Raw genomic sequence first — 18,087 nt, 5'->3', positions numbered from 1 at the left:
AAGCGGCATAAGTGCAAAATAGTGTGATTAAGATGCTTTTAGTGCAACTTCTTTTGCAATTGAATTATCTTTATATAAACGGTAGATAGTAGAAATGTTGACGGCTACGAGTACAGCTTCTAATAAAACGCCACCAATAGAACCAACCGCTATGTTGTTGATTAACCAAATACTCGCACCTAGCATTAGGCCGATTCTTAACGCTATTCCTTTTAAGCAAATGAGTGCGTAAGTCCCAATAATACCGGCAAACATTGGGGTTAGCTCTAATAATGATGAGCTGGTGGATAAACCCGCAATAAGATAAACGCCAATAAAACCCAGCGCAAATTTTGCTGAACTTGAGTACATAGCAAATAAAGTTCTTAATATACTAACGCCGCAGATTAATGCTGAAGTGATCGCATCGAGTAAGAAAAAATGGAATCCGTGTATCACTAGCATCATCAACATTAACAGCTTTAACTTGAAGTCGTCTTTTTGATAAAAACTAGCGATACCAAAAGCAAAACTAATTAAGCCTAATATTTGGGCGGGTGAAGTTATATCGAGCGGCATGGGAACCAAATGAGCAAAGAATTAATGAGGGTATTATACCTTTTATATAGACAAGGCATCTTCTAATGCGAAGATTTTTTAAAGTAATTTGGATTAAATTAACTAGATACGTAAAGGCCTTGCATTGATTGTAATTTAAACGTTTTGCTTGGTTAATTTTGTGGAAGCTATTTGGTGATATTTTGATCTAGCTTCCACTTAAAATTTGTTGTTTGTACTCCAATACAGTTACTTAATATTGATGAAACTGGTGTCGGCTTCTACTTTTTCGGGCGTAAACCAAGCGAGTTTGTTGTGCAAGTTGACAACTTCACCGATGATTAGCAGGGCAGGTGAGCCTATTTGATATTTTTCTCGCATTTCAGGTAAAGCGGCTAAATCGCCAATGTAAACTTTTTGCTGGGGTGTCGTGCCTTTTTCAACAATCGCCACTGGCATATTTTCAGCCATACCTAATCTAACTAAGTTTTGTTTAATTAAATCAGCGCGAGTCAGCCCCATGTAAAACACAAGAGTTTGATATGGGCGAACGAGTGCTTCCCAATCCGGCTCAACCCCAGCTTTACTGTTTTGACCAGTAATAAATACAACTTTACGTGCGTAGTCTCTATGAGTCAATGGGATACCTGCATAGCTAGAGCAACCAGAAGCCGAAGTCACGGCAGGGACAACTTCAAAAGGCACATCAGCTGCAACTAAGGTTTCAATCTCTTCACCGCCACGGCCAAAAATAAATGGGTCGCCGCCTTTTAGGCGACAAACTTTCTTGCCTTCAAGCGCAAGCTCGACTAATAAATCATTAATTTCATCTTGCTTTTTAAGGTGTAGATTTTTCTCTTTGCCGACACAGATAAATTCAGCATCTTTACGCGCTAAATTTAAAATATTTTGCGAGACTAATCTGTCATGCACTATCACATCAGCATATTGCATTTTTTGCAATGCCTTGATCGTGAGTAGCTCTTCGTCACCAGGACCTGCGCCAACTATCCAAACTTCACCGCCCGTATTTTCCTTGTTGAGTAGACGTTCCACTAGCTCAGATTTATCCTGACTGCTCATGCTATCAAAGCGGGTCATGATTGAGCTGGTAAAAAATCTTTCCCAAAAATCTCGACGTAAATCTATCGTATTGAATTTAGCTTTAACCTTAGAGCGTATTGAACCCGCAAAACTGGCGATTTCACCAAGCGATTTCGGTAAGCTAGTTTCTATCATTGCTCTAATTCGTCTTGCTAAAACAGGGCTAGCGCCGGCAGAAGAAATTGCAATGACAACAGGCGATCTGTCAACAATTGAGGGCGTGGTATATCGGCAAGCTGAAGGCTGATCAACCGCGTTGATTAAGATCTTATTCGCTTCACAATAATGATAAATACTTTCATTGAGTGTTTCATTGTCGGTTGCTGCAACAACGAGCCTCATATCTTTAATTAACGCTTCTGAGTAGGCTTGAGCAATATAAGTAAACTTTTTTTGCGCCAATAAATTTTGCAATTCAGGGCTGAGTTCAGGTGAAATTACAGTTAACTCGGCTTTTGCTTTTAGCAAGGCTGTAATTTTACGAAATGCTACTTCACCACCACCGACAACGGCACATGGGAAGCTTTTTAAATTAAGAAAGATTGGAAATTGTTCCATTGAAAACCCCTTGAAATGCAAATGCGGTACTAGTTTACCTTAAATTGGTAATTATGCTGATCAGAATTTTCTTAATTGCCGGCAGTTGTTGCTTGTAAATTGGCTGATCGGGAAAATTTTATACTAGCAGTATTTGCTATCTAGCAAGCTTTGATGATCCTCTCTTGTGTTAGGTTTTGTTATGTTATAACATTTAAATTGTTGTATTATCACATATCGAGGTGGGGATGCATATCAAGAAGCGAATCGCAGTTGCGGTTGCTGCAATGATGCCAATGGCTTCATTGGCTAAAAATATTGAAGGAACAATTGTTAATCAACTTGGAGAGCCTATCTCAGGGGCTAGTATTCAAGTCGAAGGCACAGATAAAACTGTTATGACCAACCAACAGGGGGTCTTTTCAATTTCTAATCTGGCTGTGGGTGAGAATAAATTACATATAATCGCGAAAGGGTTCGCGCACTCACATCAGCACGTCGACGTACCAGAAACAGGTATAAATCAATATCAGGTAGCACTTGCGCGTTCACCCATTGAAGTGATTGATGTTGTTGCTTCACCTGTTCACTTGTCTGTGATGGAGTCAACAATACCTGTTAATGTCATCGCTGGAGAAACGCTCAGACAGCAGCAGGCAGATACATTAGGCGATAGTTTAGAAAAACTAGCTGGGGTTAATACTAATTTTCATGCGAATGTGGCAAGTACACCTATTATTCGAGGCTTGAGTGGACCCCGTGTGTTGATTGCTCAAAATGGCTTGGATGTTGGCGATGTTTCTCGGGTTGGGCCGGATCATTCGGTAGCGACAGAAGCCGCAACCGCACAGCAAATAGAGGTATTTAGGGGGCCTGCAACTTTATTTTATGGCAGTGGTGCAATTGGCGGTGTTGTTAATGTGGTTGATGGACGCATACCGACAGACAATGCAACTCGCGGCGAATGGCAAATACAAACGAGCTCGGTTAACCAGCAAAAACAAGGTGCATTTAATTTAACCACAGGGACAGGCTCAGTTGCTGTGTATGCAGACGCATTTTGGCGAGATTCAAAAGACTATAAAGTCCCAGTTGACGAAAGGCGAATTGCAAATAGTGCGGAAGAGTCCAAAGGCTTTACGTTAGGCACAAGTTATTTACTTGATAACGGTTACTTTGGCGTGTCAGTGGAAAAGTTTAAGCGTGAATATGGCATACCAGGGCACTCGCATGGTGACGAGGCAGCTGCAGAGCAGGTTTATGCCGATTTGGATCAAACCCGAATTCAATTTTTATCTGAGATTAATTTATCTAATCCTGTTTTCAACCAGCTAAACCTTAGAGCTTCTAACAGCGATTATGAACACGCAGAAATAGAAGCGGGTAGCGTTGGCACATTGTTTAAAAATTCAACTCAAGAGTTTCAACTTGAGCTACAGCACAACCCTGTTTTTGACTGGAAAGGCGGGCTAAATTTTCATTATAAAAATAGTGAAATATCGGCTGTCGGTAGTGAAGCTTTCACACCTCCTTCTACAGCTGAAACTTTTGCTATGGCAATACTCGAAGAAAAACATATTGGTGATGTTTTGTATCAGGTCGGCGCGAGAGTTGAGCAAGTTAGAATTAGCTCTGACCAAGTCTTATTACCTGATTTACCCTTGCACGCGCATGCTGAAGATGAAAGCGCAGAAGATGCGCACGAGCATGATCATAACGAGCATCAAGCTGGCGATACTCGAGTTTTTGATATTGAACATAAATTTACCCCGATTAGCTTTTCTGCAGGTTTAGTTTGGGATTTTATGTCGGATTATAACTTAGGTGTTTCGTTGTCTCGTTCACAGCGTGCACCGTCAGCTTCAGAATTAATGTCTTTCGGCCCACATATCGGCACACGAAGTTATGAAGTAGGGGCTTTATTTGAAATTCATCAGGAATCAGACTCTGCGGAATTTGAGCTGAACAAGCAGCCGATTGAATTAGAAACTTCAAAAAATATAGATTTTACATTGAGAAAGACTCAGGGGGATCTAGGCTTTGTTTTTAATCTATTTTATAACCAAGTTGATAATTACTATTATCAAAGTTCGACCGGACTTTTTGCTGAAGTGACTCATGAACATGCAAGTGATTCAGAAGACAGTGACGCACATGACCATGACCATGATCACGACCATGCTTCTGAGTTACCGGTTTATACCGCTCAGATAAATGATGTGGTTTTACACGGTTTTGAAGCGCAAATTGCATGGCAGTTAACGAATGAATTTAAAACCAGTTTATTTTCTGATTTTGTTCGAGCCAAGTTAAAAGATGGTGGAGACTTACCTCGTACACCGCCACTTAGATTAGGGGCACAATTTAGCTATCAAAATGAAAAGCTGAGCGCACAATTACATATAACGCGTTACCAAAAACAAGACAAAATTTCAGTTTTTGAGACAACAACGCCTGGCTATACGCTCATGGATGCCAACCTAGCTTATGACTTAAATTGGTTTAATTTGGATACGTCTGTCTATCTCAAAGTCAGTAATTTAACCAACACGGAAGCTAGGGTTCACACTTCATTTCTTAAAGATTTAGCACCTAGACCAGGACGTAATGTTACCGCTGGTATACGTGGCTATTTTTAAGAATTTCTCCCGATAAAATTTACTAAAGGAATTTATACATGCAAGTATTTCATTGCAAATTATTAGCCACTGCTGTTAGTGCAATATTGTTATCTGCCTGTGGCGATGCAGAAACCAACATAGTAGAGAAAGATCCAATAAAAGTTGAAGATGATCACAACCATGGTGATGGATATTTAATTGAGAGTGCAGGCCGATTAGCTGTGTTATCTGCAGATAGTAATACCGCTTCTATTTATAACCTAGATGATAAAACTTTGTTAGGTAGCTTTGCTTTAACATACGATTCGAGCCGACTATCTGCTTCTGCTGGTTATCGTTACGCGTTAATTACCACACGCGGTGAAGATCTGATTGAGTTTATCGACGGCGGTTTATGGCGTGAAGATCATGGTGAACATTTACACGACTATAAGCAAAATCCAAGTATGTCGACCTACCAATTAATGGGGAGCAGACCAACTCATATAGTGAATCATGATGGCAAGCTAGCGGTGTTTTATGATGGCGACGCAAATACGGGTGCAGCGGCATCGGTACAAGTCATTACAGATACAGATATCACTAATAAAACTCAATCTTTACCCGAATTGAGTTATGCCATCAATATGCATGGTGTTGCAGAGCCACATGATGATTATTTAATTACGACAGTACGCCGTGATGATGCTGAAAGTACTTCAGGTAATAAAATCTTACCTGATCAAGTTGCTGTTTATCATTTGCACGATAATGAATATGAACAAGAGCATGTTTTTGCCACTGCTTGTCCTGATTTACATGGCGCTGCTCAAAATGAGCACTATCAAGTTTTTGGTTGTAGCGATGGTGTTTTAGTGACAGAAAAAACAGAGACAGGTTATCGCTCTGCTAAAATTGATAATATAGCGAGTTTAGATGGCCTACGCGTTGGCAGCGTTTACAGCCATCATGAAGTGGTCTCATTTGTTGGTGTTGCTTCTCAACATGGCGGTGGTACTGCTGTGTTAGTTGAAATAAATCCAGATGACTCTGAAATGGAGAATATTGATTGGCAGGCTTTAGATAATGCTCAGCCTATTTCGTATCACTTTTCTAGCGATGGCGAACATTTTTTGATTTTAGATAATTTAGGTTATTTAACCCTACTGAGCGCGCATCAAGAAGGCGGCCATAGTCATTGGGAATTTGAAACCCGAATTGATATCTCAGAAGAAGATGTCGCTAGTATGCCTGATGGAATGTCATTTAGTATGACGCTTTCACAAAATAGTCACTTAGCTTTTGTTGCCGACCCGATTGCTCAGCATATTGTTCAAGTTGATTTAGAATCTGCACAAATTACAGCTGAGATCGAATTAAACTTTACCCCAGCCTCACTCACTTGGTTAGGGATTGCAGAAACTGAACATGATGCAGACCATGATCATTAATCCCGCTTAAGTTAGATATGGAGGCCTTAGGTCTCCATATTTTTGATGGCGCCTTCTGTCTTAACTGTATTAAAGCTCGTCTATTTCAGCGAGCTAAACAACAGCCAATTCATTGCGCGTTATTAATAAGTAAAGCAAGTTATTGTTCAAAAATAACATCCAGATTATTACTCCTAGTAAACACCCCTAACATTGCTCATAAAAAGAGAGAAATAAATTATTTTCAAAATAACTGCTAATGATAATTGTTATCATTGGCGTTTGTGTTTATCATGTGCACCAATTTTAGTAACGAGAAGTAAAAAACGATGTCAAAAAATATATTTATGGGTTCAACCGCTTTATTAGGCGCTTTATCTGTGGCTGTTTCTTCAGCGTATGCGCAAGAGTCAGAAGTTGAAGATAAAAATATTAAAAGCAAAGAAACTGAATTAATTGAAATTCATGGTGTGCGTAATTCGCTTTATAGTGTTAAACGTTCTGGCGATGCACGTCGTCTTGTTGATTTAGTGGATACACCGGCCACTATTACAGTGCTAACTAAAGACCAAATAGATGAGTCAGGTCGTTCTGATTTAAAAGAAGTATTGTCAACACAAGCGGGTGTTACTTTGGGGACTGGTGAAAATGGTAATGCGTTTGGCGACCGTTATATCATTCGTGGTCACGAAGCCCGTTCGGATGTTTTTGTTGACGGTTTACGAGATCCTGGCATGAATACGCGAGAGAGCTTTTCAGTTGAGCAAATTGAAATAACCAAAGGCCCTAGTTCGACTTTCGCTGGGCGAGGCTCTTCAGGCGGTGCAATTAACAGCATTACTAAAAAGGCATCAATCGGATATGACTTGGGCCGAGTTGACGTTGGATTCGGTAGCGACAATTATTACAGAGCGTCTGTTGATGTGAACAAGCCAATCAGCGAAGGCTTCGCGACTCGAGTTAACATTATGAAATCGAGCGAAGATGCCCCGAAAAGGGAAGGTGCGGAGCGTAAACGCGAGGGGGCTTTAATATCTGGAATATATGACGATGGTAACAAAACTCGAGTTTGGGCGGATATTTATTACCTTAATGCGGAAGATGTGCCTGATTTAGGTTCAACGGTAATAAATGGTGAGATAGTTAAAGACATTCCTGTTTATGCACAACAAGGCGACTTTATGAACTCGGAAGCTTGGTCTACTACCTTAAGAGTTGAACACCAACTGAATGATACATGGAAGTTTTATAATATTACTCGCTATGGTGAAACCGAAAATGGGTATATCGCAACTAGCGCGAGTGGGACTACAGGCTATTTAACTGAAGACGACGCCAATAACGGCGTTAACGGATTCGGCACATTCTCATTCGGAACTCATCATAACGCTCAAGAAGTAGAACACTTTGCTACTCAGTTTAACTTTTTGGCTGAAATTGAAACGGGTGCTATTGAGCATAAATTGTTGATTAGTGCAGAGTATGCAGACTACACAGTACAAAATTTCAATTACGACAACAGAGGTGAATCAAGTTTTAACAATTGTTGGAGATCGAGTCGGGGCGGCGTTGGTGAAAGTTTTTGTGCTTTAGATAATCAGGGGAATTTAGTCGCTGGCTTAAACACAAGTATCGACCGCTCATCAGCAACACGTGGCAGCCTGAAAAATGATTATAATTATCAAGTTTCAGCCGTTTCTTTAATGGATACAATGCAACTGACTCAGGATTTAATGGTATTTGCAGGTATACGTTTAGACTCATACGACTATAGCAATTTAGCTTATAGAAACGGTGAAGGTACCGCTTATGAATTTTCAGATACTTTAACCAATGGTCACTTTGGTGTGGTATACGAATTGGTTGATGATATTAATCTATATGCTTCTTACGGCACCGCAACCAATATCAATGGCGGTGAATCCGATGTTGGCGCTAATTGTGGTTACGGTGGTGTGTGTAATGATGCAGAAGGCAATACAGATTCAGAGCCTGAAAAAGTAACAAATATAGAAATCGGCTCAAAAATGTCGCTCAATGACGAATTGTTGTTTTTACAAGTGGCGGCATTTCGCTTAACTAAAGACGATGTGATGGAAGGTGCAGGACGTGATTATGAACCTGTGGGTTCGCTCAATACTGGTAAGCATCAGGTATCTGGTATTGAAGTCGCCTTAAACGGCCAGGTTACAGATGCGCTAAGTATTCAAATCACAGCGGCTAAAATGGATTCTGAAGTGATTGAATCAGCGCATGAAACAAATATTGGTTTGCCATTAGCTTTATTTGCGGATGAAAGCTTTTATGCTCAGGCTCGTTACCAATTAACCGACGATTTTGCATTTGGTGGTGATTTTACTTATAAAAGTAGTATGACAGGTGGTCAACCTGATACAGGTTCAACAGGCCCAGAGGTACCAGCGTATCGAGTATATAATATGTTCGCGAGCTATAACTTTAGTGAAGATTTAACCGCACGTATTAATTTAGGCAATGTATTTGACGAAGAGTATTATACCTCAACTTACCGAGCGGCTAAGTTTATGTATATTGGCGATCGTCAATCATTACGAGCCACAGTAACTTACCAATTCTAGGAGAAAAAACCATGGTCTTGATTGAGCAATTGCTAACTAAACAAGAAGTATCCGTTATCCGTCAGCATCTCGATCAAGTACCTTGGTTAGATGGCAAGGGAACCGCTATGGGCATGGCTGCCGAGGTTAAAAATAATGGCCAAGCGGATACGAATAATCAAACCGTTCAACAATTAGCTAATTCTTTATTGGCTAAATATGGTGACACAGCGAAACTCGTTTCGGCTGTATTACCACATAAAATCTTTCCGCCGTGTTTTAATCGTTACAGCTCGGGTGAAACCTATGGTTTTCATGTAGATGCCGCAGTGATGCGAATGCCAAATTCTGCTGAAGTATTACGATCTGATATGTCGATGACGTTGTTTTTGTCTGAGCCAGAAGAATACGAGGGCGGTGAACTTGTGATTCAAACTGAGTTTGGCGAACAAAGCATTAAGCCAAGGGCAGGAGATGCGGTAACCTATCCTTCAAGCAGTTTACATAAAGTTACGCCTGTTACATCGGGTGTGCGCATTGCTGCAATTACTTGGATGCAAAGCATGGTACAAGATACTCATATAAGGGAGTTATTATATGAGCTTGATCAAAATATTCAGCAACTACTAAGCAATGATGCTGTGCCAAGAGCGCAACTCGATAGCTTGCATCATGTGTATCATAATTTGATTCGTAAGCATGCTAGTATTTAACATCAACTCGGGAGAGCAACTTGCTTTCTTGAGTTTCCCCCTGATAACAGCGTTAAATTTACCTTGCTCTAAGAAAAGCACTTCTCAAGAAACAAGAGTTAAATAATATCGATAACTTAATCGCATTAGCGAATTTGTTAGCAAGAGATTAGTTTTTTGATTAGCTTTGGTTACAATTAATTACTTGAAAAACGCATGCGATTGCGTTGTGCCCAAAATCATAAATGCCAGTCATAGCTAAAAGGGCTTGTAGCAATTTGTTTTAAGTCACTGTAAATATTGGGTGGTTTCAACATAAAATACGTTTACAGGAACGGCTTTTTATTCGTATATCCAACTATAATATTTAATCCATCAGACATTTCGCACCATAAGTCGATACTCTAATATTTGGATATAAATCCGGTGTTGGTTTAAGATGATTATGGGTTAAAAACACCTTGTAGGCGCGATGCTTGCTCGCGCGTTTATACTATAGACCCAAGCAGACTCAGATATTAAGTGCAGTAACTAAAAACCGCTCACTGATTTTTTTTTTAATAAAATGTATTAGGATCTAATAATTTAATATAGTTTCGGGGTAAAGGTATTTTTCATTCATTAAAGTAAACCCATAAAATTTAAGTGGTTTACTACTGCCGATTACCTCTTCAACTAAGCTAGGGTATATAATCAAGCATTCACCGTTAAAATTTAATTTAATTCTAAAATTAACTTGTTCTGAGTGCTCAGGCCATAATTTATTATCAACCACAAAGCCTTGATAGCCAGCTTCAATCAACATATCTATTTTTCTTTCGCCTTTGATTACAAAATTAGTTATACCTAGCTCACCTTGCTGCTGTTTTATTTTTAATTTTGAGCCCATTTGGACTGGTAATTTACACAAGTTATCTCTTGCCAAGTAACTGTTGGTAGACTGAAAGCCGACAAAGAGCAAAATAATCAAACATATTGTTCTTTTCATACTACTCAAGTTTTATATAGTTATGATGGCTTTTAATGCCGTTATTAAAGTATCCACCTTGAGATTTAGCAGTTAGTAACTGGTTAAACTTAGATTTTGTAACGCCTTCATACCTATATATTGCTTTGCTGTGAAACTGAATATCTAGTAATTCATTTAATTGTGAATACCCAAATTGATAAATAGCACTGGATGATGCCTGATTTTGCTTATGCATAGGGTAGGGGATTAAGTTGTTCGCTATTTGAGTTAATTGTTTTGCGATCTTTATTGGTTGACCATCTAGTCCCTGTAAGTAGGATTCAATTAAGCTATGACCAGATCTATCTAAACTGTTAACTTGTGAGGTGTGGTTCGCTTGAACTGAATCAAACGTCGCACGGACTAGTGCCATTACAGTATCTTCGGTATTCGTTAAATGACCAATTATTTTGGGGTGTACGAAAGATAGCGTCCCCCCAGGTATGTCTACAGGACTAGCAAGTTGCATAATTCCTAGCATAGGGTAATCTATTAATTTATACCCATCAGGGTAACTATAGCTCTCATAAGCTTGGCTTAATATTGCGTTACCATAGAAATTACCCTGAGAGTGTGTTATTAGGATCACCCTCGTGTAGGTGTCTAACAATAATTTAACCGAGTGTAACCCAAAAATGCTTTCAGGTTCGCTAAGAGTTAAATGGTATTCGTTATTAATATCCATTAAAAACTCTTGGATTTTTTCTTTCTCTTTTACCGTGACCTTGCTGGAAGAGTTATATTCGCCATTTAAAAACTCAATAATTGCATCAGAGGCTTCATCATCTTCCCACTTGTGTCTTCCCACTTCAAATATTTGAGATGTAAAAAATTCAGATACATTATGAGTTCCGCTTACTTCAGAAATAAAAAATTGTTTATCCATATGATTTTGGATAAAGCTTTTAATTGATATCTTATTAGCGATAAACCCCGATGCATCAGTGAACATTCCATTGATATAATGAAGTTTTATTTTATCGACGTTGGACTCACAAAAAGGGTAAACAAAGCTCGAAAATAGTAAGTTCAAAACTAAAAAAATGTATTTCATGTTTTTTCCATTAATATTGTTGAAGTTGCTCGCAAGGCTCAGCTAAATCAATCGAGAACTCTCTATTAGCTAAGTTTTTATAAAGCTCTTCTTGTATTAGATATTTATGCTTGACCCGTAATAAAGTATTAAAAAACATTCCTTCTTTCCAAGAGGGGTCCTGACTTTTTTTACATGCTCGGCTTAAAATTAGTTGAGATAAAACCTGTAAAGCTTCGTTGCTTGTTATTTGTTTCTGAATATTCCATTAGGCGTGTATAGATTAAACCGGATTTAAGAGCATGTTTTTTAGTCTTATTGGGTAGAGAGCTCATAATTATTTTTAACTCGAAGTCATCTCGTATATTATTTAAATTAGAGTCTACACCTAGCAGTGTATTCAGTTCCTGAGATCGTGGATCGTAATCTGGTATTGAAAAACCAAGGGCAGGGTGATCAAATTTAAACCAAAACTCAGTCTTCCACTTTTTATTATGTTTATTCGTGTTTTTTACGAGTGTGTAATAGTGTTGCTTATAAATGACACTATCGCCTAATTTGTAATGATTTAATTTTTGCCAAGGTTTTATGTTCGTTAATTGGATACGCTTTCCGAAAGAAGATATTAATTCCGTTGGATTAATATCTTCTTTATTTTGTCTCTTAGATATTAATTTATGCCAATCAGCTTTAGGGTGATGTATATATATGTAGTGATTAAATTTAACTACATCGCCTTTTTTATATTTCGCGTTAATATCAAAGTTAGGTAATGCCTCAAACTGAGTTGCTTGAGTCAAGAAGCAGGTAAATAACAAGCACACAACAAATAATGCTTTTTTCATATATCATCCTTGTAAAAGCTATCTCCAAAATATAAATATAGACTTCATTGAGTCATATACAAGGTCAAAATTATTGATTAAGTGAAGTTGAACGATCTGATTTGGTTCATCACTTCAATGTTTGGGTAATTTTGCGAAATGTGTTGAAATTTCTACTATAGCACCGTTCTAAGCCAGTTAAGCATGCCGATGTTAAAGCTGAAATCAACTGGTCACTTTCGAGTATTATGAATATATAGAGATGAGGGGCGCTTAGCTTAAGAGTGCCTCTGTTCACTCGGGTTGAACTTACTTTACTCTATCGATGAATCAAGCAAAACCCTGCTTAAAAATAATACTAGTCTCGACAGTGCCTAGCTTATCTCCACTCGAATTGACACTACTTTTAAGGTTGAAAATAAATTAAGACAGGAGTATTAATAGTTAAGACAATTTTTCCTACAACAGGGACATGTATGAAATATTTTGTAATCTTATTTTTATTTTCTGGATTCGCTAACGCAGATAATCGCTTACACCAGTTAGGTTTAGAATATACTATTGGGTCTATCGGTGATGATGCTTCAGAGCAACTATCTGATTTAAATGATGTACTCACAATGCATATCGCTTTTAACTATCAGTACGAGTTACATGATTATGTCTCAATTGGTGTGGGTCATCTGAGTGGCGATAGTAGTAATGGCGATATCTTCTTTTGGGAAGGGCTTTTAACCGACTCCAGACTTGAATATAAAGCCTCTTATTTTTTTGCAGAGGGACGAACTGTTTTATCTAAACGAAATCGATTTTATGCCAGATTAAAAGCCTTATCCTATGATTACGATGTGATAGATGATGAAGAAGTAAAATATCAGGAAGATGGCTCTGATATAGGATATTCGATAGGCTGGATGCTACATACTGATTCCGGATTGACCTTTAATGTCGGATGGGAAAAGAGTAATTTAGGTAAGCACGTTAGTATACAAGGTTTTAATTTGGGGTTAGGTTATAGGTTTTAACTCTATTCGAGCATTCATCAATATATAGAGTTGTGATTATTTACTGAAAAATGGGAAAATGAACACGCCTTTATTGGTTGAGGTTCGTTTAGGCTCGTCCTAAGCTACGCGGGCTTAAACCCTACTTGGGTATTAATAATAGGCAGTTACACATATTTTGTTACAGGGTCCGCAATTACCGAAAACTGTCGCTACATATTAAACAACAGCATAAAGTCAAAAACGCGCGAGCAAGCATCGCGCCTACAAGGTGTTTTTAATCGCTCTAATCTTAAGGCCAACACCGAGTTTATATGCTACATATTTAACATATTGACTAATAGTGCTGAAACAGCCTTCTTCATTAACAGCAAAGGTCAGTAAAATAAATTTCCAAAAACAAAAAACGACCCATATAGAGTCGTTTTTGATTGGTTTGTGTAGGGGAGTTAAATCCCACTTCCACCTTCGTGAAGACCACATTCGCGTTTTAAACCAAAGAAGCGAGTTTCTTCTTCTGTCATACCCAGTTCAAGTGGGCGCGAAGTGTGCCAGTCACCAACAGACACATAACCCATATCCCAAAGCGGGTGGTATGGTAAGTTGTTATCTTTAAGATAATAGTGAACGTCTTTGTTTGTCCAATCTATAATCGGATAAAACTTATAACGACCTGCGCTAATTTGTAGTACAGGTAAATTAGCTCTGCTACCTGATTGGTCACGGCGTAAGCCTGTATACCAAACTTCAGCTTGTTGCTCTTCTAAAGCACGTTTCATTGGTTCAACTTTGTTGATTTTGTTGTATTTTTCAATACCTTCAACACCTTGTTCCCAAAGTTTACCAAATCTTTGTTCTTGCCAAGCAGCGCTATAAGGCGAACTATAAATTTTCAGATTTAAATTTAAACGCTCAGTGAGCTGATCGATAAATTCGTAAGTTTCCGGAAATAAATAGCCAGTGTCAGTTAAAACAACCGGAATCTCCGGTTGTTCTGTTGTCACTAAGCCCAGCATAACAGCGGCTTGAATACCAAAGCTAGATGACAAAATTTGCTTAGCAGGTAAATTTTTACATGCCCAAGCAACGCGCTGCTGCGCTGTCATTTTTTCTAGTTCAGCATTCACCTCAGCAAGCTTAGCTTGCTGAGTTTCTGTATCTGCTTGTAATAGTGCTTTAAAATCAATCAACTGCGTGGAACTCTCGACCATCGTAAACCGCCTTAACAGCGCCAATTCGAACTACGAAATCACCAAAACCTTCACCAGATTCACGTTCTTTACTGTAGCGACCGAACAAACTATCTACTTCTGCTAAAATTTCATCTTCACCAATGTTTTCTTTATACATTTGGTTTAAACGTGTACCTTTGCCGTCAGCACCTAGGTACATATTGTATTTACCAGGACCTTTACCAACAAAACCAATTTCAGCTAAGAAAGGACGACCACAACCGTTAGGACAACCTGTCATACGCGTTACGATTTCTTGATCTGCAATACCGTGCTTTTCAGCTAATACGTCAAATTTTTCAATTAAACGAGGTAAGTAACGCTCAGACTCTGCCATTGCAAGTGCACAAGTTGGTAAAGCAACACAAGCAATGCTGTTTAGCATAATTGGCGATAATACTTTGCCTAATAAACCAAATTTACGACATAAGCCTTCAATTTCAGCTTTGTCTTCAGTAGCAACATTGGCAATCATGATATTTTGATTAGCCGTCATGCGGTATTCGCCTTGATGAACTTTAGCGATTTCGCGTAAACCTGTTTTAACTGTACGGCCTTCGTCGTCTACGATTCGACCAGCTTCTAAGAAGATAGTTAAGTGGTGTTTACCATTTACATCTTCAACCCAACCAAAACGGTCGCCTTGGCTAGTGAATTCGTATTCGCGAGCTGGTTCAAATTTCTTACCGGCATGCTTCTCAGTTGCTTCACGGAATGCATCTACACCCATGTCGTCTACTGTGTATTTAGTACGAGCACGTTTTCTGTCGTAACGGTTACCGTTATCTCTTTGCGTTAGCATAACTGCTTGGGCAAAATCTAATGTGTCTTCTGGTTTGATAAAACCAAGAACACGCGTTAGTTGAGGGTAAGTGTTAGTATCGCCATGCGTTGAACCCATACCGCCACCAGCTGCTACGTTAAAGCCAGCTAAACGACCATTTTCGTCTTCAATGGCAATAAAGCTTAAATCATTTGCACTGATGTCTACATCATTGTACGGAGGTACAGCAACGGCAATTTTAAACTTACGTGGTAAATAAGTTTTACCGTATACAGGCTCTTGCTCTTTATCACCGTGATCAACTGGCTCTTCGTCTAACCATAGCTCGAAGTAAGCGCGTGTTTTAGGTAATAAGTGCTCAGAAATTTTAACCGACCAATCGTGCACATCTTGTTGAAGCTGTGTTTGGATTGGGTTAGTGGTTGCCATTACGTTACGGTTTACATCACCACAAGCAGCAATTGCATCTAATTTAGACTGGTATAAGCCTTTAATTAGTGGTTTTAAATCGCGCTTTAAAATACCGTGATATTGGAAAGTTTGACGCGTGGTTAAACGGATTGAGTTGTAATCTGTTAACTCTTTCGCGATATCGTCAATTGCTAACCATTGGTCCATACCAATTACACCGCCCGGTACACGAGCACGTAACATAAAGGTATGCTTAGGTTCTAATTTTTGTGCCTTACGCTCAGCTCTAATGTCACGGTCATCTTGCATATAAAAACCGTGGAATTTAGTAATTTGCGTATCGTCGTCTGCTACAGCACCTGTTACTTGGTTTGCGACACTTTCTTTTAATGTGCCGCGTAAGTAGTTACTGTTAACTTTTAAATATTCGTTGGCAGCTAATTTCTTTTCTGTCATTAGTACACATCTCTCTGGTAACGTTTGTTTTTACGCAAGTCGCTAACATAAGCTTCAGCTTCGTCGCGGCTCTTGCCACCTTGTTGCTCTACGATAGTGACTAGAGCTTCGTGAACGTCTTTTGCCATTCTAGATGCGTCACCACAAACATAGAAATAAGCGCCTTTTTCAAGCCAAGCCCATAAAGCTTCTGCTTGCTGTAACATTCTGTCTTGAACATATACTTTTTCAGCTTGGTCGCGTGAGAAAGCAAGGTCAATTTTATTTAGCACACCATCTTTCAGGTAGCTTTGCCATTCAACTTGATATAAGAAATCTTCTGTGAAGTTCGGGTTACCGAAGAATAACCAAGTTTCGTTTTCACGGTCATTTGCATCAATTTCTTGAATGAATGCGCGGAAAGGTGCAACACCTGTACCTGGACCAACCATGATAACTGGAGAATTATCTTCTGGTAATCTGAAGTGGCTGTGCTCAACGAATACGTCAACTTCGCCGCCTTCTTCTAAACGCTCAGCTAAGAAACCAGATGCGCCGCCTTGGTGCTCTTCACCAAATGCTTCGTATTTAACCACACCAACTGTTAAGTGAACTTCTTCTTCTACTTCAGCTTGGCTAGAAGCGATAGAGTAAAGTCTTGGGGTTAAACGACGTAAACAGCTAATTAAACCTTCAAGGCTAATTTCTGCTGCATTTTCACGAATAATATCAATGATTTGACGGCCATCTATATATTCGCGTAAAGCTTGTCTGTCTTCTGCTAATTTAGCTAATTCAGCGTTATTTGATAACTCAGCGTATTTAGCAACAAAACCAGGGTGGCTTAACGTTAATTCGTAGTGACGCGTTAATGCTTCTTCAAGAGAAACTTCAGCATCATCCACTGTTACTTTTGCTGCTGCATCTAAACCACATTTTTCAATGATTTCAGCAACGACTTTGGCATCGTTTTTAAACCAGATACCTAAAGAATCACCCGGTTGGTAAGTTAAACCTGAATCTTCAAGTGATATTTCGAAATGACGAATATCTTTAGAAGAATCACGACCAGTGATTTTTTGGTTAACTTCTAATGTCGCGGTGAACGGGTTCTTTTTGTTGTATTGAGAAACCGCTGTTGCAACTGCAGATGCTGCTGGCGTAGCAACTGGTGCTGCCGCAGTTTCCATTGTTGCTGCAATCGCTTTTATTGCGCGCTCAATCCAAGCTGCTGAATCTGCTTCGTATTCAACATCACAGTCAACTCTTGGCTCGACTGCTGTTGCGCCTAATTTAGCTAAACGCTCGTCGAAATCTTTACCTGTTTGGCAGAAGAATTCGTAAGAAGAGTCGCCTAAGGCTAATACAGAATATTTTAAACTGTCTAGTTTTGGCGCTTTTTTGCTGGCTAAGAAAGCATGAAAATCAATTGCGTCATCTGGCGGATCGCCTTCACCTTGTGTACAAGACACAATCAGAACGTGGCTTTCAGCTTTTAATTCCTTGGCTTTATAATCTGCCATAGAAACGCAACGTACATCTAAGCCTGCGGCTTTTGCTGCTGCTTCAGCTGCAACGGCTACGCCTTTAGCGTTACCAGTTTGCGAGCCAAATAAAATCGTTAATGTTTGCTTATTAGCAACTGGTGCAGCCGAAGCTTGCGCTGGCGCAGCACCACTTTGAGATAAACCATATAAATAACCACTTACCCATGCCAACTGATTTGCTGACATAGACGCGGTGATCTGATTGAGCTGATTGACCTGCTCCGCTGCTAGCGGGCTAGACAATTCTGTTAGTTGTGAAGACATTCCCACATAATCCCGTGACCTATTTTAGCCCTCTATTCTAGATGGGATATGGCAAACATAAAAAGAAT

13 protein-coding genes are annotated in these 18,087 nt (G+C 39.2%); 5 read left to right on the top strand and 8 right to left on the bottom strand.

What is annotated here, in order from left to right; genetic code table 11:
- Positions 1-27: 27 nt before the first annotated feature.
- Positions 28-558 carry a YgjV family protein gene (locus XM47_RS07365; protein WP_048691210.1) on the bottom strand — a complete coding sequence of 177 codons (531 nt, stop codon included), beginning with the start codon at positions 556-558 and terminating at the stop codon, positions 28-30.
- A 228-nt stretch (positions 559-786) separates the two neighbouring features.
- On the bottom strand, positions 787-2,199 hold the full coding sequence (gene cysG, locus XM47_RS07360) for a siroheme synthase CysG (protein ID WP_048691208.1): 1,413 nt from the start codon (positions 2,197-2,199) through the stop codon (positions 787-789).
- 227 nt (positions 2,200-2,426) lie between these two features.
- Between cysG and XM47_RS07355 the strand changes: the two genes are divergently transcribed.
- The 4 genes from XM47_RS07355 (at position 2,427) to XM47_RS07340 (ending at position 9,497) form a co-directional block, all read left to right on the top strand.
- Positions 2,427-4,817, top strand: coding sequence for a TonB-dependent receptor (locus tag XM47_RS07355; protein ID WP_048691207.1), 2,391 nt, complete (start codon positions 2,427-2,429; stop codon positions 4,815-4,817).
- Between the two features lie 38 nt (positions 4,818-4,855).
- Positions 4,856-6,229, top strand: coding sequence for a hypothetical protein (locus tag XM47_RS07350; protein WP_048691205.1), 1,374 nt, complete (start codon positions 4,856-4,858; stop codon positions 6,227-6,229).
- 308 nt (positions 6,230-6,537) lie between these two features.
- The gene (locus XM47_RS07345) at positions 6,538-8,805 is read left to right on the top strand and encodes a TonB-dependent receptor (RefSeq protein WP_048691203.1); all 2,268 of its coding nucleotides are present in this window, start codon (positions 6,538-6,540) and stop codon (positions 8,803-8,805) included.
- Positions 8,806-8,816: 11 nt separating this feature from the next.
- Positions 8,817-9,497, top strand: a complete 681-nt coding sequence (locus XM47_RS07340; RefSeq protein WP_048691201.1) for a Fe2+-dependent dioxygenase — start codon at positions 8,817-8,819, stop codon at positions 9,495-9,497.
- Between the two features lie 556 nt (positions 9,498-10,053).
- Here the strand turns inward: XM47_RS07340 and XM47_RS07335 are convergent.
- The 3 genes from XM47_RS07335 to XM47_RS07325 all read right to left on the bottom strand — a co-directional run bounded on the left by XM47_RS07335 (position 10,054) and on the right by XM47_RS07325 (position 12,363).
- Positions 10,054-10,464 (bottom strand): hypothetical protein, encoded by a 411-nt coding sequence (locus XM47_RS07335; protein WP_048691200.1) that lies wholly within the window; start codon positions 10,462-10,464, stop codon positions 10,054-10,056.
- A 1-nt stretch (position 10,465) separates the two neighbouring features.
- Positions 10,466-11,539: a KTSC domain-containing protein gene (locus XM47_RS07330; protein WP_048691198.1), complete on the bottom strand. Its 1,074-nt coding sequence runs from the start codon at positions 11,537-11,539 to the stop codon at positions 10,466-10,468.
- Positions 11,540-11,709: 170 nt separating this feature from the next.
- Positions 11,710-12,363 carry a hypothetical protein gene (locus XM47_RS07325; RefSeq protein WP_048691196.1) on the bottom strand — a complete coding sequence of 218 codons (654 nt, stop codon included), beginning with the start codon at positions 12,361-12,363 and terminating at the stop codon, positions 11,710-11,712.
- Positions 12,364-12,818: 455 nt separating this feature from the next.
- Between XM47_RS07325 and XM47_RS07320 the strand changes: the two genes are divergently transcribed.
- Positions 12,819-13,367 carry an outer membrane beta-barrel protein gene (locus XM47_RS07320; protein ID WP_048691194.1) on the top strand — a complete coding sequence of 183 codons (549 nt, stop codon included), beginning with the start codon at positions 12,819-12,821 and terminating at the stop codon, positions 13,365-13,367.
- 428 nt (positions 13,368-13,795) lie between these two features.
- Here XM47_RS07320 and XM47_RS07315 read toward each other — a convergent pair whose 3' ends face one another.
- From XM47_RS07315 to XM47_RS07305, 3 genes are read right to left on the bottom strand one after another with little or no spacing between them, the layout of a single operon-like run.
- Positions 13,796-14,557, bottom strand: a complete 762-nt coding sequence (locus XM47_RS07315) for a phosphoadenylyl-sulfate reductase (protein ID WP_048691192.1) — start codon at positions 14,555-14,557, stop codon at positions 13,796-13,798.
- Positions 14,529-16,229 carry an assimilatory sulfite reductase (NADPH) hemoprotein subunit gene (gene cysI / locus XM47_RS07310; RefSeq protein WP_048691190.1) on the bottom strand — a complete coding sequence of 567 codons (1,701 nt, stop codon included), beginning with the start codon at positions 16,227-16,229 and terminating at the stop codon, positions 14,529-14,531. Before cysI ends, XM47_RS07315 begins: the two co-directional genes overlap by 29 nt.
- Complete coding sequence (locus XM47_RS07305) at positions 16,229-18,019, bottom strand: assimilatory sulfite reductase (NADPH) flavoprotein subunit (protein ID WP_048691189.1); 1,791 nt, start codon at positions 18,017-18,019, stop codon at positions 16,229-16,231. The genes cysI and XM47_RS07305 overlap by 1 nt, the downstream gene beginning before the upstream one ends.
- Positions 18,020-18,087: the final 68 nt, after the last annotated feature.

The organism is Catenovulum maritimum (genome assembly GCF_001050375.1).
Classification (GTDB): Bacteria; Pseudomonadota; Gammaproteobacteria; order Enterobacterales; family Alteromonadaceae; genus Catenovulum; species Catenovulum maritimum.
Note: the sequence above shows the minus strand (reverse complement) of the source record. Positions and strands in the feature narration are given on the sequence as shown.

Bases quoted from the DNA above. Each gene is read 5' to 3' on its own strand.
- XM47_RS07365 (WP_048691210.1), bottom strand. From the start codon at position 558: ATGCCGCTCGATATAACTTCACCCGCCCAAATATTAGGCTTAATTAGT.
- cysG (WP_048691208.1), bottom strand. From the start codon at position 2,199: ATGGAACAATTTCCAATCTTTCTTAATTTAAAAAGCTTCCCATGTGCC.
- XM47_RS07355 (WP_048691207.1), top strand. From the start codon at position 2,427: ATGCATATCAAGAAGCGAATCGCAGTTGCGGTTGCTGCAATGATGCCA.
- XM47_RS07350 (WP_048691205.1), top strand. From the start codon at position 4,856: ATGCAAGTATTTCATTGCAAATTATTAGCCACTGCTGTTAGTGCAATA.
- XM47_RS07345 (WP_048691203.1), top strand. From the start codon at position 6,538: ATGTCAAAAAATATATTTATGGGTTCAACCGCTTTATTAGGCGCTTTA.
- XM47_RS07340 (WP_048691201.1), top strand. From the start codon at position 8,817: ATGGTCTTGATTGAGCAATTGCTAACTAAACAAGAAGTATCCGTTATC.
- XM47_RS07335 (WP_048691200.1), bottom strand. From the start codon at position 10,464: ATGAAAAGAACAATATGTTTGATTATTTTGCTCTTTGTCGGCTTTCAG.
- XM47_RS07330 (WP_048691198.1), bottom strand. From the start codon at position 11,539: ATGAAATACATTTTTTTAGTTTTGAACTTACTATTTTCGAGCTTTGTT.
- XM47_RS07325 (WP_048691196.1), bottom strand. From the start codon at position 12,363: ATGAAAAAAGCATTATTTGTTGTGTGCTTGTTATTTACCTGCTTCTTG.
- XM47_RS07320 (WP_048691194.1), top strand. From the start codon at position 12,819: ATGAAATATTTTGTAATCTTATTTTTATTTTCTGGATTCGCTAACGCA.
- XM47_RS07315 (WP_048691192.1), bottom strand. From the start codon at position 14,557: ATGGTCGAGAGTTCCACGCAGTTGATTGATTTTAAAGCACTATTACAA.
- cysI (WP_048691190.1), bottom strand. From the start codon at position 16,229: ATGACAGAAAAGAAATTAGCTGCCAACGAATATTTAAAAGTTAACAGT.
- XM47_RS07305 (WP_048691189.1), bottom strand. From the start codon at position 18,019: ATGTCTTCACAACTAACAGAATTGTCTAGCCCGCTAGCAGCGGAGCAG.